The organism is Streptomyces sp. NBC_01260 (assembly GCF_036226405.1).
GTDB lineage: Bacteria > Actinomycetota > Actinomycetes > Streptomycetales > Streptomycetaceae > Streptomyces > Streptomyces laculatispora.
In genome coordinates this window covers 692,558-713,532 of the sequence record NZ_CP108464.1, presented here as the reverse complement: position 1 = coordinate 713,532, position 20,975 = coordinate 692,558, and the positions used below count along the sequence as shown (strand labels likewise).

Genomic DNA, 20,975 nt, shown 5'->3' with positions numbered 1-20,975 from the left:
GAGAGGCAGCAATGGCACGGGTACGGATGACGAGGAATCCGCTGGTGGCGGCGGCGATCGTGCTGACGGTCGCGGCGGCCGGTGCGGCGGGGTGGGGCGGAGTGTCCCGATACCAGGCGTCGCACGACGACTCGGCGGCGTATGCGCAGACCCGCGACGACGCGCTGGCCGCGGGCGAGCAGGCCGTGCAGAACATGAACACGCTCGACCACCAGCGGCTGGCCAAGGGGCTCGACAGCTGGGAGGACTCCACCACCGGCGACCTGCACCAGCAACTCGTCGACGGACGGGACGCGTTCGTGAAGCAGATCCAGGAGGCGAAGACCGTCAGCACGGCCAAGGTGCTGTCCGGTGCGGTCACCGAGCTCGACGACCGGGCCGGCCGGGCCGGGGTCATGGTGGCGCTGCGGGTGACCGTGACGGCGCCGAAGGGCAAGCCCGCGGTGAAGGAGAGCCGGATGCTCGGGCAGCTCACCCGCACCTCCGAGGGGTGGAAGCTCAGCGCCCTCGGTCAGGCGCCCGTCGGCAACACGGCCGGCTGACGCCACCGACTTCCACCCCGCACCGAGAGGACCCCCGGACATGTCGACGACCCGTCACCTCGTCAACCGGCAGCGCCGCCTGGCCACCGTCGCCGCAGCAGAACGCACCGCCACGACCGCCACCGTGCCCAGGCCCGCCGAGCCGGACGCCGAGCCCGCGGACAGCGGGTCCGAGGGCGCCGCCGCAGCCGGCGAGGACAGCCCCGGTGCCGGGAGCGAACCCGAGGGGGAGCCGGAGAAGGAGGGGCCGCGGTCCGGGCGGCCACGTGGTCTGAGGGCCTCACTGCCCGCGGTCCTGTGCGTCCTGACCGTGCTTCTCGGTTCCTTCGCCGCCTGGGCTCTCACCTCGGCGGGCAGCCTGCGGGACGACCCCGGCCGGCAGAACACCGCCCTCACCGACATCAGCGGCACCAGTGAGGTGAAGGGGCAGATCACCGAGGCGGTGGGCGCGGTGTTCTCGTACAACTACGCCTCGCCGGCCAGGGCCGACACCGCGGTGAAGACCTACCTGGTGGGCAAGGCGGTACAGCAGCACAAGGACATGCTCGCCGACGTGAGGGCACAGGCACCCAAGCAGAAGCTCGTCCTCACCACGACCGTCACCGAGAGCGGCGTGCAACTGCTCGACGGCGACCGGGCCCGGCTGCTGATCTTCGCCGACCAGAGCAACACCCGTACCGGCAAGTCGCAGGAGACGACCTACGCCGCGGCGATGTTCGCCGTGGACGCGGTTCGCCGGGGCGGCACCTGGCGGATATCGGCCATCGACACGTTCTCCCGGTGAGCCGGGGGAGAGGAGAGCACGCATGAGGTTCAACGGCACCATGCGCCGCGGACTCGGCGGCACTGCAGCCGCCGTCGCCGCGATGGCAGCGCTCACCGCCTCCCAGGGACCGGGGCTCGTGGCGCATGAGGAGACGCAGAAACAGCGTCAGGAGTCCGACGAGGTCACGTGGTCGGAGGTGCCCAACGACGACTCCTACCACACCGAACTGCCGCCGCTGAAGAGCCCCGAGCCCCCGAAGCCGGGCGTCAAGCAGAGTCCGGCCGTCGCCGCGTCGTGGGCCGAGGCGGGGATTCCGGCCACGGTGCTCGCCGCCTACCGCAGGGCGGAGAGCTCACTGGGACGCAGCGATCCGGGCTGCGGGCTGCCGTGGCAGTTACTGGCGGCCATCGGCAAGGTCGAGTCCGGGCACGCGGGCGGGGGCAGGGTCGACGCCCGCGGCACGACGCTCTCGCCGATCCTCGGACCGGTGCTCAACGGCGCGGGATTCGCCAACATCCCGGACACCGACGGGGGAGCGTACGACGGGAACAAGACCTTCGACCGGGCGGTCGGCCCGATGCAGTTCATCCCCTCGACCTGGGCGCACTGGGGGCGGGACGGCAACGGCGACGGGCGCAGCGACCCGGGCAACGTCTACGACGCGGCCCTGGCCGCCGGGTCCTACCTCTGCGCCGGACCGCGCGATCTGACGGTACGGGCCGACCTCGACCGGGCGATCCTGAGCTACAACCACTCGGACACCTATCTGCGCACCGTGCTGTCCTGGCTGGAGTTCTACCGCAAGGGCACCCATCCGGTCACCGACGGCAAGGGCCCGGTGCCCAGGAGCCCCGGCGCCGGGAGCCCGAACGAGCCCAAGCACCCCGTGGGCGGATCCGGCGGCGACAACGGCGGCGGCATCGAGGTCGGTCCGCAGCCCGGCCACACCAAGCCTCCGACGTCCCCGGCCCCCTCGCCCGGTGACTCGGGTTCCCCGGATCCCGGCGGTTCCACGGACCCGGGTGCCTCGCCCGATCCGACCGGCAGCGGATCCGCCACCCCCGATCCCGGCACCAGCCCCGACCCGTCCACCAGTCCGGACCCCGACCCGACCACCACGAAGCCCGGTCCGGGCTGCGCGACGGACTCCCCGTCGCCGGACCCGAGCGACACCACCGGGGCCACGGAGTCTCCGTCACCCGAGCCGAGCACGACCCCTGAGCCCTGCACCACGCCGTCGGTGCCGCCGGCCGCCGACTGATCCCGGGCCCGTTCGGCCCGGGCGGGCACTCCGGTTCAGCCACCGGTCGAGAGCACCGCGGCCAGGTCGTACCGCACCACCTCTTCCAGCTGCTCGTACGTGCAGGTGTCGGGGGTGCGGTCCGGCCGCCACCTGCGGAACTGGGCCGTGTGCCGGAACCGGTCGCCCTCCATGTGGTCGTAACCCACCTCGCAGACCCGCTCCGGGCGCACCGGCACCCACGACTGGTCCTTCTTCCCGGACCACCGGCTCGGGGTGCCGGGCAGCCGGGCGTGCTCGTGCGCCTCGGCGTCCTGCCAGGCCCCCCAGGGGTGGCCGGTGAAGTCCGTGAGCAGCGGCTCCAGTTCGGTGGCCAGCTCCGCGCGGCGTTTCATCGGGAAGGCCGCGCAGACCCCCACGTGCTGGAGGACACCCGCCTCGTCGTACAGGCCGAGCAGCAGCGATCCGACGACCGGGCCGCTCTTGTGGTGGCGGTAGCCCGCCACCACACAGTCGGCGGTCCGCTCATGCTTGATCTTGTACATCACCCGGGTGTCCGGCCGGTAGGGCAGGTCGAGCGGTTTGGCGACGACCCCGTCGAGACCGGCCCCCTCGTACCGTTCGAACCACTCCTGCGCGACGGCCGGGTCGGTGGTGGCCGGGGCGAGGTGGACGGGCGCCGAGACGCCGGACAGTGCGGCTTCCAGCACCGTTCTGCGTTCCGACTGCCGTGTGCTCAGGAGCGAGTCGTCGTCCACCGCGAGGATGTCGAAGGCGACCAGACTGGCCGGGGTCCGCTCGGCGAGCAGCCGCACCCGGGAGTCGGCGGGGTGGATGCGCTCGCTGAGCCGGTCGAAGTCGAGCCGTCCCTCGTACGCGATCACGATCTCGCCGTCGATCACACACCGGGCCGGCAGGCTGTCCCGGACCGCGGTGACCAGCTCGGGGAAGTAGCGGGTGAGCGGCTTTCCGGTGCGGCTGCCGATCACCACCTCGTCGCCGTCCCGGTGCACGATCGCCCGGAAGCCGTCCCACTTGGCCTCGTAGTGCATCCCCGGCGGGATCCGGGACACGGACTTGGCGAGCATCGGCTTCACGGGCGGCATCACCGGCAGATCCATGCCCCGATTGTGGACCGCCCGGCAGCCGGAGTCTCCCGATATGCGCCATATGTGTGCCCGGCCTACCGTGGCCGACATGGCAGCAGCGGGCAAAGCGGTGGAGCTGGACGCGGGCGGACGGCCCGTCCGGCTGTCCAGTCCGGACAAGGTCTACTTCCCGGAGAAGGGCTACACCAAGAGGGACGTGGCCGAGTACTTCCTGGCCGTGGGCCCCGGCATCACCCGCGCCCTGCGCAACCGGCCGACCACCCTCCAGCGCTTCGTGGACGGGGTCGAGGGTGAGTTCTTCTACCAGAAGCGGGCCCCGAAGAACCTGCCCGAATGGATCCCCACCGCCGAGATCACCTTTCCCAGTGGCCGCCCCGCCGACGAGATCTGCCCCACCGAGGTGGCCGCCGTCATCTGGGCCGCCAACCTCGGGACGCTCACCTTCCACCCGTGGCCGGTCCGGGGCGGTGACACCGACCATCCCGACGAGCTGCGCATCGACCTCGACCCCCAGCCCGGCACCGACTACGCCGACGCGGTGCGGGCCGCCCACGAGCTGCGCTCCGTCCTGGACGACCACGGCCTGCGCGGCTGGCCCAAGACCTCCGGCGGCCGCGGTATCCATGTCTTCGTCCCCATCGAGGCCCGCTGGACCTTCACCGAGGTCCGGCGGGCGACCATCGCGGCGGGCCGCGAGCTGGAACGCCGGATGCCGGACCGGGTGACCACCGCCTGGTGGAAGGAGGAGCGCGGCGAGCGGATCTTCGTCGACTTCAACCAGACCGCCCGGGACCGCACGATCGCCTCGGCCTACTCCGTGCGTCCCCGACCGCACGCCCCGGTCTCGGCGCCCCTGCGCTGGGAGGAGATCGACGACGCGGAACCGCGCGACTTCGACATCCGGACCATGCCGGTGCGGTACGCGGAGGCGGGTGATGTGCACGCGGACATGGACGAGCACGCCTTCCGGCTCGACCGGCTGCTGGAGCTCGCCGACCGCGACGAGCAGGAGCGCGGGCTGGGCGACATGCCGTACCCGCCGGAGTACCCGAAGATGCCCGGCGAACCGAAGCGGGTGCAGCCGAGCCGCGCCCGGCACGACCAGGACGGCGACGCATGAGCGACCCCGGCTCCGGCCCGGCTCCGCCCGGATCCGAGCACACCCCGCCGCACGGAGCGCACGGCCGGCCGCTGAGCCGACGCCAGAAGTGGGCGTCGTACAAGGATTCCCCCTACTTCCCGGCGACCGTCCTGCTCCTCATCGTCGCGGCCGCCGCCGGGCTCTTCGCCGGCTCGTACACGTACGCGATGGCCAACCCGACCCCGCACCAGATCCCGACCGCCGTGGTCAGCCTCCAGGAGACGGCCCGCGGCAGGGCGTTCGTCACCGCGATGGACGAGGCGCTCGACACCTCTCTGCACGTCCACCGGTACGACACCGGCGCCGAGGCGCGCGAGGCACTGGAGGAACAGCAGGTCTTCGCGATCGTGCGGCTCCACGGGGCGGGGGTGTCACTCGATGTGGCCGGCGCCTCAGGAGCCGCCGTCGCCCAGTTGCTCACCGAGTCCGCGGTGAAGGTGGGGGACAGGCTCGGCGTCCCCGTCTCCGTCACGGACGTCAAACCGCTCCAGAAGGGCGACCCGCGCGGACTCGCGCTCTTCTACATCTCGCTCGCCGCCGTCATCGTCGGCTTCGTAGGCTCCATCCAGCTGAGCGTGCACGCCCGCGCGCTGACCCCGCTGGAACGGATCGCGTTCACGATCGCCTACTCGATGCTCGGCGCGTTCTCCATCGCCGCGGTGGTGGACTGGTGGCTGGGCGCCGTCGATCTGCCCTTCTTCGAGTCCTGGCTGATCCTGGCGTTCACGATGTTCACCTCGGGCATGGTCTTCACCATGTTCAACACCCTGATGGGGCGCTGGGCCATGCTCCCGACCTGGGGATTGATGGTGCTCCTGGGGAACCCGTCCTCCGGCGGAGCCGTGTCCTGGCCGCTGCTGCCGTCGTTGCTGGGACACATCGGGCGCTGGCTGCCCCCGGGTGCCTCCGTCAACGCCCAGCACACCGCTGTCTACTACCAGGGGCATCAGCGGATCTTCCCGTTCCTGGTGCTCGCGGCGTGGTCGCTGGTCTCCTGCACCGTCTTCTGGGTATGGCGCCACCGGCACCCGGGAGGCCGCGACCACATGCCTCAGCATGCGGCCGCGGCCACCTGAACCACTCCCGGACGTCGTGACTACAGCTCCTGGATCCGGATGTCCCGGTAGGAGATCACGTCCGAGGTGCTGTGGACCTGGAGCCCGATGTAGCCGGAGGCGTACCGCCGGCCGTCGGTCCCCGGGTCGTCGGCCCGCGGCGGCTCGAAGAGCTGACCGCCGTTGTTGTCGAACTCATTGAGCAGAACACCGTTGCGGTAGATCGAGTAGTGCTGGTCCACCACCCGGATCTCGTAGTCGTTCCAGGTGCCCTTGGGAGTGACCCCGGCGCCACCGAGACCCACCCGGTCGAACCCGTAGACGGAACCGGTCTTGTACATGTCGCCGTCCGGCCGGTCGTTGATCTGGATCTCATGGCCGTACTTGATGGCGACCCACTCCGGATTCGACTCCTCCGGGTTGTCGTGGACGTTCGGGAACCGCACGAACACACCGCCGTTGGCGTTGCCCGTGCCGGGGGCGTCGTCCCGCCACTGGAGCTTCAGCGAGAAGTCCCCGTACTGCCGGCCCGGGAACCACAGCATGCCCATGCCGTCCACCGTGGTGGAGCTGTTGAGCGAGCCGTCCGCCTCGTTGAGCGAGAACTGCCCGCCGCCGACCTGCTGCCACTTGGCGAAGGAGGCGGCCGTGCCGTCGAAGAGCTTGTGATAGCCCTCGTCCTGGCCCGGCTTGCCGATCCCGGACTGCTTGGCCGCCTTGTAGATCTTCTTGTGCTCGCGGGCGTCGACCACCCCGGCGGTGAGCAACTGGTCGAGGACCTTGTCGACGTGCTTGAGGAACAGCGCCTGCGACGACCAGTCCTTCTCGTCCTCGATCAGCTCATTGATCGTGCAGCGGTTGCCGGTGATGCGGTTGGGGACCCCGGTGTCGACGGTGCCCACGATGACGGTGAGCCGCTCGTCGAACTCCGGGCAGTTCGGCGCCGGTACGCCGCCGCTCTTCGCGACGGTGAACGACGTCTGCTTCGCCTCGGACGTGTTGCCCGCCTTGTCCGTGGCCCGGTGGGCGACGGTGTGGTAGCCGACGCGGTCGACGATGACCGTGGCGGTGTAGGCGAGGTAGGGGCCGCCGTCGAGGGAGTACTCGACCTTGTCCACCCCGGTGCCGGCATCGGTCGCGGTGACCGTCACCTTGGCGCTGGTGAGGTAGGCGCCGTCCGAGTTCTTGTCGCCCGAGACCTTCGCGGAGGTCTCCGGCGGCGTCGTGTCCTTGGTCGGCGGCTCCACGACGGTGAACTCCACCGCCTTCTCGGCAGCAGCGTTGCCCGCCTTGTCGGTGGCGCGGTAACGGACCTTCTGCGCCCCCACCTGGTGCACCATCACCGGCCCGGTGTACGGCTGCCAGGCACCGTCGGATCCGAGCGCGTACTCGATGGTGTTGACGCCGGACCCGGTGTCGGAGGCGGTCACGGTGACCGTCGCCATGCCCAGGTACCGCCCCTGGTCGTCCTTCTCGCCGGAGACGGTCGCCGAGGTCTCCGGCGCCGTCGTGTCGTCCGTCGGCGGTGCCGCGACGGTGAACTCCGCCGTCTTCTCGGCAGCGGCGTTGCCCGCCTTGTCGGTGGCGCGGTAGCGGATGGCGTGCGCGCCGACCTCGTTCACGACGACGGGCGCGGTGTAGGGCTGCCAGGCGCCGTCGGCCCCGACCGCGTACTCGACGGTGTCGATGCCCGATCCCTCGTCGGTGGCGGCGACGGTGACCGTCGCCTGGCCGATGTAGGCGCCGTCGGCGTTCTTGTCGCCGTCGACCTTCGCCGAGGTCGCGGGTGCGGTGGTGTCCTCACCGCCGCCCCCGTCGGTCACGGTCAGGATGCCCTGCATCGCCTCGTGTCCCGGCATGGTGCAGTGGTAGAAGTACCGGCCGGGGGTGAGCGTGACCTCGGCGGTCTGCTTGCCGCCCCGGTCGTCGCCCGGGTTGGCCAGCAGGTTCAGGGGCACGTCGTTGTTGAACTCCGGGTCCGAGACGCTGAAGGTCAGCGTGTGCGGCATCCCGCTGGTGTTCCCGGTCCCCTCACTGTTCTCGAAGACGATGGTCGCCTTGCCGGCCACCGCCGTCTTCGGCGCGGACAGATAGTGGTCGATGGGGTTGCCGGCCGTCCAGGTGAGCACCTGGTCGGCCGCCGCGCCCACCGGGGCCGCGGTACGCCCGTAGGCCGCCGTCGAGGTCAGTCCCAGCACCATCAGGAACGACCCCAGCAGGGCGAGCCACAGCCGGGCGGGCCGCGACCGCCTTCGGAAGAAGATCGAACGGTGTCTCACTGCACTGCCGCCTTCCTGGCCAGATCCTTGACGGCCGGGGTCGGTGCGCCGCCCTTGTACGTCACGCGCCACAGCGCGGACTTGGAGTCGGAGGTGAAGAAGCCGCGCCCGTAGTCCAGGACGTACAGCGAACCGTCCGGGGCGAACTTCCAGTCCATCAGGTTGCGGATGCCGTCCGCGCCGACCGGGATGATCTTCTTGAGCGACTCGGCGTGCGTGGGCAGTCCGCCCTTGCCGACCGTCTTCGGGTCGGTGAGCACGGCGTGCCGCGGCTGAGTGTCGTCGTAGAAGTCACCGACGAACCACTTGCCGTCCCAGTAGGAGGGCCACTTTCCGGCGCTGGTGCTCGCCGCGTCGTACCGGTAGACCGGGCCGTTCATCGTGGCCTGGCCGCCGCCCTTGAGCCAGGGCAGGAGTTCCTTCTGGTCCTCCACCTTGTAGCTCGGGATGCCGTTCTTGTCGCGCGGGTAGTCCACGCCGCCACCCTGCGGCGAGTACCAGATGGTGTTGGACGTGATCGGCGGCAGGTTCACCAGACCGTCGTTGTTCGGCGACTCGTTCTTGGGGTGGTCGCAGTCGTACCAGCCGAGCGGCTTGCTCGGATCGGGCAGATTGCGGTCCCGGTAGGGCTGCTTGTTGCCCATGCAGTACGGCCAGCCGTGGTTGCCCGCCTTGGTGATCGCGGCGAACGTGTCGTACTTGGCCGGACCCCAGGTGGTGCTCGGCGCGCCCGCGTCGGGGCCGACCCAGCCCGCGTACAGCGTGTCGGTCGACTTGTCGATCGAGATCCTCGCCGGGTTGCGCACACCCATCACATAGATCTCGCCACGGGTCTTGCCCCCGCCCTCGTCCGGCTCCTTGCCGGTGAAGAGATTGCCCGCGGGCAGGGTGTAGGTGCCGTCGTCCTCGGGGTGGATCCGCAGGATCTTGCCGTTGAGGTTGTTCGTGTTGCCCGCGGTGCGCCGGGCATCGGCGAACGAGACGCCCTTGTAGTTGGGCTGGGGGTTGTTGCCCGAGTAACCGTCGCTGAATCCGGAGGAGTTGTTGTCACCGGCCGCGATGTACAGGTTGCCCTTGGAGTCCCAGGCCATGCCGCCGCCCGCGTGGCAGCAGCTGTGGATCTGGACCGGCCAGTGCAGCAGCACCTTCTCGGAGGAGAGGTCCAGCTTGTCGGTGGCCAGGTCCATGGTGAACCTGGAGACCTGACGGACCGCCATCTGCTTGTCGCGGTCGATCTTGTCGTGGGGTGTGTAGTGCAGGTACACCCAGCCGTTCTTCTCGAAGTCAGGGTCGAGTTCGATACCGAGCAGACCCTCCTCGACCTTGACCAGTTCGTCACCGCCGCCCTTGTTGCCGAAGATCGTCAGCTCTCCGGCGAGGGTGACCTTCTTGGTCTTCGGGTCGTAGACGTGGATCTGGCCCAGACCCTTGCCGACGTTCGGGTCGGCCCAGTCGGTGACGACCGGCACGCTGCTGTCGGCGCCGCCGCGGCCGATGTACAGCACGCGTCCGTCGGGGGCGGTCACCATCCCGTGCGGTTCGCCGATCTGGTCGTTCTGACCGGGCTTGTTGGGCTGAGTGACCCGCTCCGCCGTGTAGTTGGAGGTGATCGTCGCCTTGCAGTCGGCCTGCGAGATCCGGGTCGTCCAGTCGAGCGCGCCGCGCAGGTGGTCACGGAAGTCGGCCTCCGCGAAGCTGTCGACCGTACCGCCCATCGCGGTGTAGAAGGACCGGCCGCCGTCGTAGTCACGGCACCAGGAGACCGGGTGGTCCCAGCCGTTGGCGCCGGCCCCGGGCTTGTAGGTGATCTCCCGGACGCGCGCCACGGTGTGCACGTCGCCGGACGGATTCTCCTTCCAGTTCAGCCACTTGTCGGGACGCTTCCACTCCAGCGGGAGGTTCTTGGTGGCCGGGTGCTCCCGGTCGCCGATCTCCACCGTCGCACGCTGTACGGAGGTGGGGCTGCCGGCCGCCGGGCGGGCACCGACCAGTCCGGTGAACCAGTCCGAGTACGGCTCGGTCCGCGCCGCGTCATGGATGCCGAGGAAGCCGCCGCCGGCCTCCATGTACGCCTCCAGGCCGGCCTCCTGCTCCGGGTCCAGGACGTCGCCGCCGCCGGTCAGGAAGACGACGGCGTTGTACTTGCCGAGCTGCTTGCCGTTGGTGAAGACGGCCGGGTCGTCACTGGCCACGGTCTTGAAGCGGCCCGCCTCCGGACCGGTGAGCCCGATCTTCTCGATCGCCGCTATTCCGGCGTCGACCGTCGGGGACTCCTCGGACGCGGAGGCGTGGAACACCAGCACCTTCACGTTCGCGCCGCCGGGCGGCGTCGGAAGGGACAACGTTGTCGCCATGGACTCGTGCGGTCCGGGATACGGCCTGGCACTGGCGGCATTGCCGCCGAGCAGGGATGCGGTCAGTGCGCCGGCCGCTACGGCCGCCGCAAGTCCGCGTCGCGATCTGGACCTGTGATGTGGTGTGCGCTGCATGTGGTCACCCACCCCTCTTTGGTCACTGCAACAGCGCATGAAGCTAGACCTCTTTTCGCGACTCGCCAATAGCTATGGCAGCAATCGCACGAACTTTGTCCTTAGTGTGGATAAACGAAGATCCCCGGGCTACCGTATGGCCCGTCCCGAGGTCACCCGTGCCCGACGGCCTCGACCGCAATGACCTGCGTGCCTCCGCGCCGCGTGCCGTAGTTGGCTTGGATTTCTCCGCAACACCCGTCCGAAAGTGGGGAGTTCGACATGGATCGACGCAGCTTCAACCGGCGGATTCTGATGGGCGGCGGGGTGGCGGCGGCAACCGGCGTGACATCGTTGTCCCTTGGTGCGATCGAGGCCACCTCGGCCGAGAACCCGCCCCGGACGGCGCCGGCGGGCGGGGTGGTCCGGCACCTCAAGATGTACGCGGAGAAGCTGCCGGACGGCTCGATGGGGTACGGGTTCGAGAAGGGCAAGGCGTCGATCCCCGGTCCGCTCATCGAGATCAATGAGGGCGACACCCTGCACATCGAGTTCGAGAACACGATGGACGTGGCGGCCAGTCTCCACGCGCACGGCGTCGACTACGACATCGCCAGCGACGGCACGCGGATGAACAAGAGCATCGTCGAACCGGGCGACACGCGCACCTACACCTGGCGCACCCATGCCCCGGGCCGGAGGAAGGACGGCACCTGGCAGGCGGGCAGCGCGGGCTACTGGCACTACCACGACCACGTCGTCGGCACCGACCACGGCACGGGCGGCATTCGCAAGGGGCTGTACGGGCCGGTCATCGTCCGCCGCAAGGGCGACATCCTGCCGGACAAGACGATCACGATCGTCTTCAACGACATGCTGATCAACAACAAGCCCGCCGACAAGAGCCCCGACTTCGAAACCACGGTGGGGGACCGGCTCGAAGTCGTCATGATCACGCACGGCGATTACTACCACACGTTCCATGTGCACGGTCACCGCTGGGCGGACAACCGTACGGGCCTGCTCACCGGACCCGACGACCCGACCCGGGTCATCGACACGAAGATCGTCGGACCGGCGGACTCCTTCGGCTTCCAGGTCATCGCGGGTGAACACGTGGGCGCGGGCGCGTGGATGTACCACTGCCATGTGCAGAGCCATTCCGACATGGGCATGGCCGGGATGCTGCTGGTCGCCAAGGCCGACGGGACGGTGCCGGGGCACGAGGCGCACTCCATGTCCTCGCACGACGCGAAGACCCCGGACGCCAAGACGCCGGACGCCAAGACATCGGACGCCAAGACATCGGACAAGACCGCCTCGCACGACAGCCACTGAAGGGCGGCGGGGCCGTGCCCGCTGCCCCTGCCTCGGCCGTGGGACCGCTCAGGACAAGGCGGTCGGCCCGCGCGGCGGCGGGACGGCCCGGAGCGGCTCCCACAGGGGACGGGAGCCGGACGCCCACGCCGCGAGGCGCAGGGTGTCCGGCCGGGGCGGCTCGTACCGCAGGCCCTGGGCGCGGACCGCTTCCCGCCGCCGGTTTGCGGGGCCTGTGGGTGCGGCGCCACGGTCCGCGGGCGGGCCCTGATTCAGTCACGCGGTGTCGTACCAGGGCTTGTTCGCCGCCCAGTGCCTGACCCAGCCGGCAAAGCCCGATTCGCCGGTGGTGAAACCGAATTGCTCACCGAAAGGGGCGGCGCCGACGTCAGTGATCAGCCAGACGTGCCCTCTGTGAGGTCCGGCGACGACGAGATGCCAGTTCATCGCGCACCCGTCCGTGCCGAGCACGATCGAGCCGTGGTCGTAGACCTGCTCAAGGATCTCGTCGGCATCCTCGGCCCGGTCCGGGTCTTCCTCCCACATCCATGCCGTCGTCAGCGGGAACGGCTTGCTCAGGACGCGGTCCTGCCCGTCGTCGCCCCAGTCGTCCGGCAGCTCCGCAACCGGTAGCAGTCCGTACGCGGGCGGCCCCGAAAACGAACCGTCCGCTATCTCGGCAACGAAGCTCCGGTACGGCTCGGGCAGCACGATTTCGTGTGCGGACTCGAAGGCGTGGACTGCCTCCCAGCCAAGGGCGGACTCGCCGTTGTTCTGGCCCTCGTCATCGACGTCGAACGCCGCACGGAGCACCGCCGGCTCGGCTTGGACAGCTTGATCACCGTTCATCCGGTATGGATACCACCTCGCTGTGACAAGGCCCCGGATGTGCCGGTGCTCGGGAACGACCCGTGAGGTCGTCAGACACCGGCCCCCGGGGCCGGGCTCCCGGCGTCAGCCTCCGTCTCCGCGCCCGCCGCGAGACGTTGCTGTTCCTCCTCGACGATCCGGCGGGCCAGCGACCCGTCCGACACGTCCACGGCGTCCGGCGTCGTCTCGGCGACATCGCTGCGCCGTGCGTACGCGTCGAACAGCCGCTCCTTGCGGGCCAGGATGTCCAGCAGGCGCTGATCGACGCTGTCCGCGGCGAGCAGCCGGTGCACCTGGACCGTGCGTATCTGGCCCATCCGGTGGGCGCGGGCCACCGCCTGGTGCTCCATCGTCGGCTTGATCTGCGGTTCGCAGAGGATGACGACCGAGGCGGCCTGCATGTTGAGCCCGATTCCACCGGCCTGGATCTGGCTCAGCAGGACCGCATGGCCGTCCGCCGCGGTGAAGCCGTCGATCAGCTCCTGGCGCCGGGCGGCCGGCAGGCTCCCCGACAGCGGGCCGAACACGCCCTCGCCCAGGGCCTGCCGGACCGTCTCCAGCACCTCACGGAAGTACGAGAACACCACGACCTTCAGTCCGTTGCCCGCGGCCTCCGCGACCAGCTCGCGCAGCCGGTTCAGCTTCGCGGAGGTGGCCGGGCAGGCGTACGCGGCCCGGCGCATCCGCATGAACTGCCCGGTACCCACCGCCTCGCGGTAGGCCAGCAGATCGGCCGCGCTGAACTCCTCCCACTCGTCGACCTGCACCAGCGCCGGGAGTTCGGTGAGAACGTCCTGCTGGTTGCGGCGCAGATAGGCGGGAGCGACGGCCCGGCGGAATGCCTGCGATCCGGCGGCGCCGTGACCGGTACTGATCGACGGGGCCAGTTCGGGCTGGAGCTGGCGGACGAGGCTGCGGAACTCCTCCACCCGGTTCTCCATCGGCGTACCGGTCAGGAACAGCACCCGCTCGGTCCGCTGTGACCAGCCGGACACCGCACGGGAGCGGCGGGTGGCGGGGTTCTTGACGTAGTGGGCCTCGTCCACCACGAGCATTCCGGGCCGTATGCCGCAGTCGCCCGCGAGGGGCAGCGTGTGCAGGGCGTCGAACGTGGTGAGGGCGACCCCGCCGGCCTCGCGCCACTCCGCGAACGCGCCCTGCCGCTCCGGACCGTGCACGGGCAGTGCGCGCAGCGTGGAGCGGGCCCGGACCTCCCGCGTCCAGTTGATCAGCACGCTCGCCGGACAGACCACCAGGAAGTGGGTCTCGCCCCGGGCCGCGAGATGCGCCAGCGCGGCGATGGCCTGGACGGTCTTGCCGAGCCCCATCTCGTCGCCGAGGATCACCCGCTTCTGCGCGAGCGCGAACCGGGCCCCGAACGACTGGTAGCCACGCAACGACACCCGCAGCCGGGCGTCGTCCAGCCGCAGCCCGCGCACCCGGTCCGCGATCCCGGACGGCAGGAACCCCTCGGCCGCGTCCCGGTCGGGTCCGGTGCCGGACATCTCGGCGAGCAGGCTGTAGTACTCGGCGGAGCGGACCTCGAAGTCGACCCAGGCCGCGACCGCGGAGTCCGGATCGCGGAGCAGGTCGACCGACACCTGCCCGAACAGCAGCGGGAGTTCACGCTCCGCCGCATCGGCCATCACCGCCCGGGCGGCGGCGACAGCGGCCAGGGCCTGCGCCCGGACCGGCCGCCGGGTGAAGAGCATCCGCAGCCGCCCCCTCGCGGGCGCCGCCGCGGCCAGCAGCGGATCCAGCCGCTCGGTCACACCCCGCGCGCCGTCCACGGCCCGCCGCACATCCGGCCCTGCCTCGACCAGCCGGTACAACGCGGTGACCAGGGCGGTCGTGGCGTCGTCCGGGGATTCCACGGCTATCCGCACCGTGACCGTGTCCCGAACGGCGTGGGCGATCTGGCCCGCCGCGGCGAGCGCCTGGTCGGCGGTCTGCGCACCGACCCCGGGGATCTGGCGGAGTTCGTAGCGGTTCGCCCCGTGCACCTGCCCGACGGTCGTGAAACCGGCCTGCTCGACCGCGCCGATGCGCAGCCGGCCCTCGGTGACGTCCTTGAGCCGGGACGCCGGGATGGCCGACAGCTCGTCGCGGACGAGCGCGTCGAGCAGGGGGTCCAGCGCAGCACGCACGGCATCGACGGCGCGGCCGTGATCGGCCAGCACCCCGCGTGCCGCGCCCAGCAGCCCCTCGGCCCGCGCGAGCAGCTCACGGGCCGCCCGTCCGGTCGTCGCCCCGCCCTCCGTGGACCCGGCCTCAGTCATGTACGTCCTCTGTCCCCCGCAGTCTCACCACCGCTCCGTCCGGCAGCCGACCGGAGCGACTCGTATCGTCCCATGCGCTGCTGACAACCGGCACGGACGCGGCGGCTCAGCGCGCGGGCGACCGCCGTTCCACCGGTGACAGCAGCAGGACCTCCAGGGCGCGGGCGCAGGAGCGTGCCTGCGTCAGGAACCAGTCGGTGCGCCCGTCGGTGATCACCGACGGGGTGGCCCGCACCGCCAGGGCGAAGCGGGCGTGTCCGGCGCCGTCCAGCACCGGCACCGCCAGGGTGCGTACCCCATGGGCCGACTCCCCGTCGTTGACGGCGTAGGTGTCGGAACGCACCCGGGCCAGTTCCGCCTCCAGGGCCGCCGGTTCGACGATCGTGCGGTCGGTGAACGCGGGCAGCGGAGGCAGCGAGGAGGGACCGCCCTCGCCCGGCCTCGCCCAGGCCAGCAGCACTTTGCCCAGCGCGGTGGAGTGCAGCGGCCGGCGCAGCCCCACCTTGGGAGTCACCGAACCGCCCGCGACGATCACCGCATGAGGCCCGCTGCGCAGCGCCAGGTCGGCGGTCGCGCCCGTGCGCTCGGCGAGATCCGCCAGTTCGGGGGCGGCCAGATGCAGCCCGCGCCGGTGGTACGAGAGACGGCCGAGCTCCGTCACGGCGGGCCCGAGCCGGTAGCGCGACGTGTGCGCGTCCTGCTCCAGGAAACCTGCGGCGAGCAGGGTACGGGCCAGCCGGTGGGCCGTGGAGACCGACAGGGCGAGTCGGCGGGCGAGGTCCGACGCGCTCAGGTCGGGGCCGTTGTCGTGGAAACAGTGCAGGACGTCCAGGGCGCGCTGTACCGCCTGCGCTCCGCCGGGAGCGCGTACTGCGGCGGCCTCGGTCATGGGGGCTCACTCTCCGCTCGTGAGGAATGCGGTGCCTGAGATTGCCACATTACGGGAGGCGTACAGGCATCAATCGTTCCCGGGAAACACTGCGTTCATGCTCCGTCCCACATCATGGGAGGCGAGTTGTGGGCCGGATCCTGTCCGTGGCAGGCTGCGGCCCGTCACCACCGACGAGTTGAAGGGAGCAGTGCCATGGCCGGCCGCCGAACCGCGACCCCCGCCCACGCCGCTCCGGTCCCGCTCGCCCTCACGCTGCGCCGTCACATCGACCTGGCCCGCGTGTCCAGCGCCGCCTGTCGCTGACCTCTCCACCCTCCCCCTGCCCTTCCCCCGGCCTCCCGCGTCGCCTTGGCTCGGGGCCGCGCCCTTGCGGTACGCGCTGTCCTGATCCGGGACGTACGCGCCACGCCCGCCCCCCCCGCTTCACCGATCCTCGGGAACACCCCATGACGCACGCCGCCTTGCCCCGGACGCTCTGGTTCACCCGCTGTCCCGTACCCACCGCCACCGGCATCGCCGCCGACCGGCACTGGCTCACCGACGAGTTCGCCGCCGACGGCATCGCCGTGCGCTCCCTCCAGGAGGCCGCCCCGGACGCCGACCGCGCCGCGCACTACACCCACGCCCTGCCAGGACTCTTCCGGGAGGGCGGCAACGTGCCCGCCCTGTGGGCCCGTTCGCGTGGCGAGCGGACCCGGCTGGTCGGGCTCACCTGGATCGAGGAACGGCAGACCGTGCTGGTCGCGCCCGGCTCCGCGATCCGGGGCGCCGCCGCACTGCGCGGGCTTCGGCTCGCCGTGCCGCAGCACGACATCGCCATCGACTTCTGGCGGGCCATGGCACTGCGCGGTTTCGAGGGGGCGCTCGCCTCCGCCGGGCTGGCGCTCGACGACGCCGTGCCCGTCGACGTACCGGCCGCCGGACACCAGGGCCAGTGGGCGGCCGAACTGGCCGCGCTGCGGCGCGGTGACGTCGACGCCGTGTACGTGAAGGGCGCGCTGGCCGTCGAGGCGGCCCGCCGGGCCGGTGCGGAGGTGGCCGTCGAGCTCGACGAACTGCCCGATCCCCGGTTCCGGGTCAACAACGGCACCCCGCGCCCCATCACCGTCCACCAGCAGCTCCTCGACGACCATCCCGGCCTCGTCGACCGCTTCCTCGCCGTGCTGCTCAGGGCCGCCGACTGGGCCGCCGGACAGCCCGCCGAGGTCGACCGCATCCTCGGTGCGGAGACCGGGGCGGGGGCCGACGGAGTCGCCGGGGCCTACCGGCCCGGCACCCATCTCACCCTCCACCCCGGGCTGCCGGCCGAACGCCTCGACCTGCTCGCCGCGCAGGAGGCCGGGCTGCGCGCCCACGGGTTCCTGCCCGAGCCCGTGGACGTCGCGGCCTGGGCCGACCCCGAACCCCTGCGCCGCGCGACCGAGCTGGCCCGCCGTACTTCCACCCCAAGAGCACAGAGGACCCCCTCACCATGAATCTCCCCCGATCACTGCGTACGACGCTCGCTCCGGCGCTCCTCAGCATCACCGCGCTCGTCGCCCTCACCGCCTGCGGGACTTCGGCGGCAGACGGCGCGGGCACGGGTTCCGGCGGCGGTGCCACCGTGTCCGTCCGCATCCCGACCCCGGCAACTCGGGTGTGCTCGCCCTCGGCAAGAAGGACGGCAGCCTGGACAAGGCCCTGTCCGCGGTGGGCGCCGAGGTGCGGTGGACGGGCAGCGCCGGCCCCTTCGCCCCGGCCGCCCAGGCGATGAACGCCGACCAGCTGGACATCGCGACCGGCTCCATCACCTCCGGCATCACCTCGCTCGCCCAGCGGCCCGGCTTCAAGTTCTTCACCGCCGTGGCCCCGGACGCGGCGGGGGAGGGCATCCTCGTCAGGAACGGCTCGGGGATCGGCTCGGTCGCGGATCTGGTCGGCAGGAAGGTCGCCGTCAATCAGGGCGGCACGGGCGAGTACCTGCTGCTGAAGGCCCTCGCCAAGGCCGGCGTCCCGGCGGACAAGGTCACCCGGGTCTATCTGCGGCCCGATCAGACCGCGGCGGTCTTCAATGCCGGAAAGGTCGACGCCTGGGCCGTCTGGGCCACCTACGCGGTCGCCGAGATCGGCAGCGGAAAGGCGCACTTCGTCGCCGACGGTGCGGCGATCGGCTCCGACAACTACAGCCTCAACGCCGTACGGACCGACTTCGCCGAGCAGCACCCGGAGGTCGTGAAGGCCCTCTACCAGTACCTCCACGAGGCCGGTGCCAAGGAGAAGCGGAACCCGGCCGCGTACCTCAATGTCTTCACGGACGTCGGCCCGACCGCCGTCACCGGAAAGGCCAAGGCGGTCCAGATGGAGTTCACCGCCAAGGGCGGCACGGTCGAGCCCATCGGCCCGCAGGACACGAAACGCTTCAAGGCCGTCGCCGCGTTCTACGCGGAGCAGAAGGTCACCGAGTCCGAGGTCGATGTCGCCGCGCACCTGCTGGACATCGGGAAGCTGACATGAGCGACACCACCGCCGAACCGGCCGGACCCGTCCGGCGGCGCGTCGGGCCGAGCGGAACGACCGCCCCGCCCGCCGGCCTCGTCGTGCCGCGCCCCCAGCTCCGCAGTGCCCGCAGCCGGGGCTACGCGCTCACCGTCCGCACCATCGGTCCGGTGGCACTGCTGGCCCTGTGGTGGGTGGCCTCCGCGACCGGACTGCTCACCGCCGACGTACTGGCATCCCCCGGCGAAGTTCTCCGGGCCGTGGGCGAGTTGTGGGGCAACGGACAGCTGCCGGACGCCCTCACCACCTCCCTCACCCGCTCCGGACTCGGCCTTCTGATCGGCCTCGCCGCCGGGCTGACGCTCGGCATCACCACCGGCTTCACCCGGCTCGGCGACGAACTCCTCGACTCCTCGCTCCAGACCCTGCGCACCATCCCCTTCCTCTCCCTCGTGCCGCTGTTCATGGTCTGGTTCGGGATCAACGAGACGGCCAAGATCCTGCTCATCGCCGTCGCCACCACCTTCCCGATGTACGTGTCGACATCGAGCGGGGTGCGTAACACCGACCCGAAACTCATCGAGGCCATGCGGAGCTTCGGCATGGGCCGCCTCGCCCTCGTCCGCGAAGTCGTCCTTCCCGGCGCGCTGCCGTCCCTGCTCGCCGGGCTGCGGCTCTCCATGACACTCAGCGTCATCGCGCTGATCGCCGCGGAGGAGATCAACGCCACCGCCGGGATCGGCTATCTGATGTCCCAGGCCCAGAGTTACGCCCGCACCGACATCCTCGCCGTCTGCATCCTCGTCTACGGGCTCCTGGGACTGACCGCCGACATCCTGGTACGGCTGCTGGAACGCGTGCTGATGCCCTGGCGCACCCCGCAGGGAGTGGCCCGATGACCGCCCGTACGACCTCCGCCCCCGCCGTACGGGTACGGGGCCTGCGCCGGGTCTTCGGCGACCGGGCCGTCCTCGACGGACTGCGGCTCGACATCGCCCGCGGGGAGTTCGTCGCCCTGCTGGGCGCCAGCGGCAGCGGCAAGACGACGCTGCTGCGGATCCTGGGCGCTCTCGACGGTGCCGACGGGGGAGAGGTGCTCGTTCCGGAGGCCCGCACCGTCGTCTTCCAGGAGCCCCGCCTCGTCCCCTCGAAGAAGGTCCTCGCCAATGTGACGGTCGCGCTGCCGCGCAGCCGGTCCGCGCACGGGCTCCGGGCACTGGCCGAGGTCGGTCTGGAACGTCACGCCGAGGCCTGGCCGGGGACTCTCTCCGGGGGTGAGGCCCAGCGCGTGGCACTCGCCCGAGCCCTGGTGCGTGAACCAGAACTCCTGCTGCTCGACGAGCCGTTCGCCGCGCTCGACGCCTTGACCCGGCTGAAGATGCAGGACCTGGTCGGCGAGCTGTGCCGCCGGCACCGGCCGGCCGTTCTGCTGGTCACCCACGACGTCGACGAGGCCGTACGGCTGGCCGACCGGGTCGCCGTCCTGCGCGACGGGCGGCTCGTCACCGACGAGACCGTCGATGTCGCCCGGCCGCGCGACCCCGGCGATCCCGCGTTCGCGTCCCTGCGCCGGCGCCTGCTCGACGACCTCGGGGTCGAGACCGCCCCGAAGCCCATCCCATCCCCCGACCGTGCCGAAGCCGGAGTGATCTGAATGACCCTGACCATCGGTGTCCACAGCAGCAACCCGTCCCTCTACCACCTGTACCACCTCTCTCGTCTGGGCTTCGCCCAGGAGGAGCTGGCCCCGCTGGGCGAGACCGTCGTCTTCCACCCGTACACCAACGGCGTGCGTACCGGTGAGCTCCTGACCCGGGGCGTCATCGACTTCGGCGGCACCGGATCGACCCCGCCGATCACCGCCCAGGCCGCCGGCCACGACATCGTCTACACCGCGGTCTCCGCCCCCCGCCCCGAACACGGCGCGCTCCTCGTCCCCGAGGACAGCCCGGTGCGCACGGTCGCCGACCTCAAGGGCTCGACCGTGCACCTCGCGATCGGCTCCTGGCAGACCCATCTGATCGCCAAGGCCCTCGACGACGCCGGGCTGTCCTACGCCGACGACATCACCGCCGTCCGCAGCAACGACGACAGCGAACAGCTGGTGCGCACGGGAGAGATCGCGGCCTGGGTCGCCCAGGGCGACCGGCTGGCCGCCGCCCGGCGCACCGGCGGCCTGCGGACCCTGATCCGTACCGGCGACGTCATCAGCGACCGCTCCGTCTTCTTCACCCGCCGGGACCTCGCGGAATCCAGGCCCGAGGTCATCGAGGCACTGACCCGGGCGCTGAGCCGCGCCGACGAATGGGCGGCGGCCCACCCCCGGCAGGCGGCCGAGATCGCCTCCGCCGATCTGGGCGGATCGGCGGACGACTGGGAGACCGCGCTCGAATCCCTGCCCTGGACGATCGAACCGGTCACGGACGCGTTCATCGCCGAGCAGCAGGAGGCCGCCGACATCTTCCACCGCACCGGCTTCATCGAGCGGCCGGTCACCGTCGACCACGCCCGGGTCCGCCCGGCCGCGGAAAAGGCGGTGTGA

17 protein-coding genes and 1 pseudogene are annotated in these 20,975 nt (G+C 71.0%); 12 read left to right on the top strand and 6 right to left on the bottom strand.

Annotated elements, in window-relative coordinates; translation table 11 throughout:
• Positions 1 to 11 precede the first annotated feature (11 nt).
• The 3 genes from OG322_RS03230 to OG322_RS03220 are packed head-to-tail and all read left to right on the top strand — an operon-like array spanning position 12 to position 2,569.
• The gene (locus tag OG322_RS03230) at positions 12 to 542 is read left to right on the top strand and encodes a nuclear transport factor 2 family protein (protein ID WP_123464370.1); all 531 of its coding nucleotides are present in this window, start codon (positions 12 to 14) and stop codon (positions 540 to 542) included.
• A 40-nt stretch (positions 543 to 582) separates the two neighbouring features.
• Complete coding sequence (locus OG322_RS03225; protein ID WP_266410607.1) at positions 583 to 1,326, top strand: hypothetical protein; 744 nt, start codon at positions 583 to 585, stop codon at positions 1,324 to 1,326.
• A gap of 22 nt (positions 1,327 to 1,348) precedes the next feature.
• Positions 1,349 to 2,569: a lytic transglycosylase domain-containing protein gene (locus OG322_RS03220; RefSeq protein WP_266410606.1), complete on the top strand. Its 1,221-nt coding sequence runs from the start codon at positions 1,349 to 1,351 to the stop codon at positions 2,567 to 2,569.
• A 35-nt stretch (positions 2,570 to 2,604) separates the two neighbouring features.
• Here OG322_RS03220 and OG322_RS03215 read toward each other — a convergent pair whose 3' ends face one another.
• Positions 2,605 to 3,669 (bottom strand): ATP-dependent DNA ligase, encoded by a 1,065-nt coding sequence (locus tag OG322_RS03215; RefSeq protein ID WP_329306010.1) that lies wholly within the window; start codon positions 3,667 to 3,669, stop codon positions 2,605 to 2,607.
• A 97-nt stretch (positions 3,670 to 3,766) separates the two neighbouring features.
• On the opposite strand from OG322_RS03215, the gene ligD reads away from it, so the two are divergent.
• The gene (ligD, locus tag OG322_RS03210; RefSeq protein ID WP_124286131.1) at positions 3,767 to 4,777 is read left to right on the top strand and encodes a non-homologous end-joining DNA ligase; all 1,011 of its coding nucleotides are present in this window, start codon (positions 3,767 to 3,769) and stop codon (positions 4,775 to 4,777) included.
• On the top strand, positions 4,774 to 5,874 hold the full coding sequence (locus OG322_RS03205) for an ABC transporter permease (protein ID WP_123464380.1): 1,101 nt from the start codon (positions 4,774 to 4,776) through the stop codon (positions 5,872 to 5,874). Before ligD ends, OG322_RS03205 begins: the two co-directional genes overlap by 4 nt.
• A gap of 20 nt (positions 5,875 to 5,894) precedes the next feature.
• Here OG322_RS03205 and OG322_RS03200 read toward each other — a convergent pair whose 3' ends face one another.
• Together OG322_RS03200 and OG322_RS03195 are read right to left on the bottom strand one after the other, a co-directional pair.
• A complete protein-coding gene (locus OG322_RS03200; RefSeq protein WP_123464382.1) occupies positions 5,895 to 8,132 on the bottom strand; it encodes an OmpL47-type beta-barrel domain-containing protein in 2,238 nt (745 codons plus the stop codon).
• Entirely contained in the window at positions 8,129 to 10,621 is a 2,493-nt protein-coding gene (locus OG322_RS03195; RefSeq protein ID WP_329306009.1) for a ThuA domain-containing protein, read from the bottom strand. The genes OG322_RS03200 and OG322_RS03195 overlap by 4 nt, the downstream gene beginning before the upstream one ends.
• A gap of 261 nt (positions 10,622 to 10,882) precedes the next feature.
• Between OG322_RS03195 and OG322_RS03190 the strand changes: the two genes are divergently transcribed.
• On the top strand, positions 10,883 to 11,938 hold the full coding sequence (locus OG322_RS03190; RefSeq protein ID WP_329306008.1) for a multicopper oxidase domain-containing protein: 1,056 nt from the start codon (positions 10,883 to 10,885) through the stop codon (positions 11,936 to 11,938).
• 255 nt (positions 11,939 to 12,193) lie between these two features.
• On the opposite strand, the gene OG322_RS03185 is transcribed toward OG322_RS03190, so the two are convergent.
• The 3 genes from OG322_RS03185 to OG322_RS03175 form a co-directional block, all read right to left on the bottom strand.
• Positions 12,194 to 12,766, bottom strand: a complete 573-nt coding sequence (locus OG322_RS03185) for an SMI1/KNR4 family protein (protein ID WP_266410604.1) — start codon at positions 12,764 to 12,766, stop codon at positions 12,194 to 12,196.
• 71 nt (positions 12,767 to 12,837) lie between these two features.
• Positions 12,838 to 15,066 carry a DEAD/DEAH box helicase gene (locus OG322_RS03180; RefSeq protein ID WP_329306007.1) on the bottom strand — a complete coding sequence of 743 codons (2,229 nt, stop codon included), beginning with the start codon at positions 15,064 to 15,066 and terminating at the stop codon, positions 12,838 to 12,840.
• A gap of 106 nt (positions 15,067 to 15,172) precedes the next feature.
• Entirely contained in the window at positions 15,173 to 15,955 is a 783-nt protein-coding gene (locus OG322_RS03175) for an IclR family transcriptional regulator (RefSeq protein ID WP_123464391.1), read from the bottom strand.
• Positions 15,956 to 16,150: 195 nt separating this feature from the next.
• Between OG322_RS03175 and OG322_RS03170 the strand changes: the two genes are divergently transcribed.
• The 6 genes and pseudogenes from OG322_RS03170 to OG322_RS03145 all read left to right on the top strand — a co-directional run bounded on the left by OG322_RS03170 (position 16,151) and on the right by OG322_RS03145 (position 20,975).
• A complete protein-coding gene (locus OG322_RS03170; RefSeq protein ID WP_311309001.1) occupies positions 16,151 to 16,261 on the top strand; it encodes a putative leader peptide in 111 nt (36 codons plus the stop codon).
• A gap of 143 nt (positions 16,262 to 16,404) precedes the next feature.
• Positions 16,405 to 17,433 carry an ABC transporter substrate-binding protein gene (locus tag OG322_RS03165; RefSeq protein WP_329306006.1) on the top strand — a complete coding sequence of 343 codons (1,029 nt, stop codon included), beginning with the start codon at positions 16,405 to 16,407 and terminating at the stop codon, positions 17,431 to 17,433.
• Positions 17,430 to 18,451: pseudogene (locus OG322_RS03160) on the top strand (NrtA/SsuA/CpmA family ABC transporter substrate-binding protein). The gene OG322_RS03165 and the pseudogene OG322_RS03160 overlap by 4 nt, the downstream one beginning before the upstream one ends.
• Positions 18,448 to 19,332, top strand: coding sequence for an ABC transporter permease (locus tag OG322_RS03155; protein WP_123464397.1), 885 nt, complete (start codon positions 18,448 to 18,450; stop codon positions 19,330 to 19,332). Before OG322_RS03160 ends, OG322_RS03155 begins: the two are co-directional and overlap by 4 nt.
• Positions 19,329 to 20,087, top strand: a complete 759-nt coding sequence (locus tag OG322_RS03150) for an ABC transporter ATP-binding protein (RefSeq protein ID WP_123464400.1) — start codon at positions 19,329 to 19,331, stop codon at positions 20,085 to 20,087. The genes OG322_RS03155 and OG322_RS03150 overlap by 4 nt, the downstream gene beginning before the upstream one ends.
• The gene (locus tag OG322_RS03145) at positions 20,088 to 20,975 is read left to right on the top strand and encodes an ABC transporter substrate-binding protein (protein WP_123464402.1); all 888 of its coding nucleotides are present in this window, start codon (positions 20,088 to 20,090) and stop codon (positions 20,973 to 20,975) included.

Excerpts from the sequence above, each read along its gene's own strand:
- OG322_RS03230 (WP_123464370.1), top strand. The coding sequence starts at position 12 with ATGGCACGGGTACGGATGACGAGGAATCCGCTGGTGGCGGCGGCGATC.
- OG322_RS03225 (WP_266410607.1), top strand. The coding sequence starts at position 583 with ATGTCGACGACCCGTCACCTCGTCAACCGGCAGCGCCGCCTGGCCACC.
- OG322_RS03220 (WP_266410606.1), top strand. The coding sequence starts at position 1,349 with ATGAGGTTCAACGGCACCATGCGCCGCGGACTCGGCGGCACTGCAGCC.
- OG322_RS03215 (WP_329306010.1), bottom strand. The coding sequence starts at position 3,669 with ATGGATCTGCCGGTGATGCCGCCCGTGAAGCCGATGCTCGCCAAGTCC.
- OG322_RS03205 (WP_123464380.1), top strand. The coding sequence starts at position 4,774 with ATGAGCGACCCCGGCTCCGGCCCGGCTCCGCCCGGATCCGAGCACACC.
- OG322_RS03195 (WP_329306009.1), bottom strand. The coding sequence starts at position 10,621 with ATGCAGCGCACACCACATCACAGGTCCAGATCGCGACGCGGACTTGCG.
- OG322_RS03190 (WP_329306008.1), top strand. The coding sequence starts at position 10,883 with ATGGATCGACGCAGCTTCAACCGGCGGATTCTGATGGGCGGCGGGGTG.
- OG322_RS03185 (WP_266410604.1), bottom strand. The coding sequence starts at position 12,766 with ATGAACGGTGATCAAGCTGTCCAAGCCGAGCCGGCGGTGCTCCGTGCG.
- OG322_RS03180 (WP_329306007.1), bottom strand. The coding sequence starts at position 15,066 with ATGACTGAGGCCGGGTCCACGGAGGGCGGGGCGACGACCGGACGGGCG.
- OG322_RS03175 (WP_123464391.1), bottom strand. The coding sequence starts at position 15,955 with ATGACCGAGGCCGCCGCAGTACGCGCTCCCGGCGGAGCGCAGGCGGTA.
- OG322_RS03170 (WP_311309001.1), top strand. The coding sequence starts at position 16,151 with ATGGCCGGCCGCCGAACCGCGACCCCCGCCCACGCCGCTCCGGTCCCG.
- OG322_RS03165 (WP_329306006.1), top strand. The coding sequence starts at position 16,405 with ATGACGCACGCCGCCTTGCCCCGGACGCTCTGGTTCACCCGCTGTCCC.
- OG322_RS03155 (WP_123464397.1), top strand. The coding sequence starts at position 18,448 with ATGAGCGACACCACCGCCGAACCGGCCGGACCCGTCCGGCGGCGCGTC.
- OG322_RS03150 (WP_123464400.1), top strand. The coding sequence starts at position 19,329 with ATGACCGCCCGTACGACCTCCGCCCCCGCCGTACGGGTACGGGGCCTG.
- OG322_RS03145 (WP_123464402.1), top strand. The coding sequence starts at position 20,088 with ATGACCCTGACCATCGGTGTCCACAGCAGCAACCCGTCCCTCTACCAC.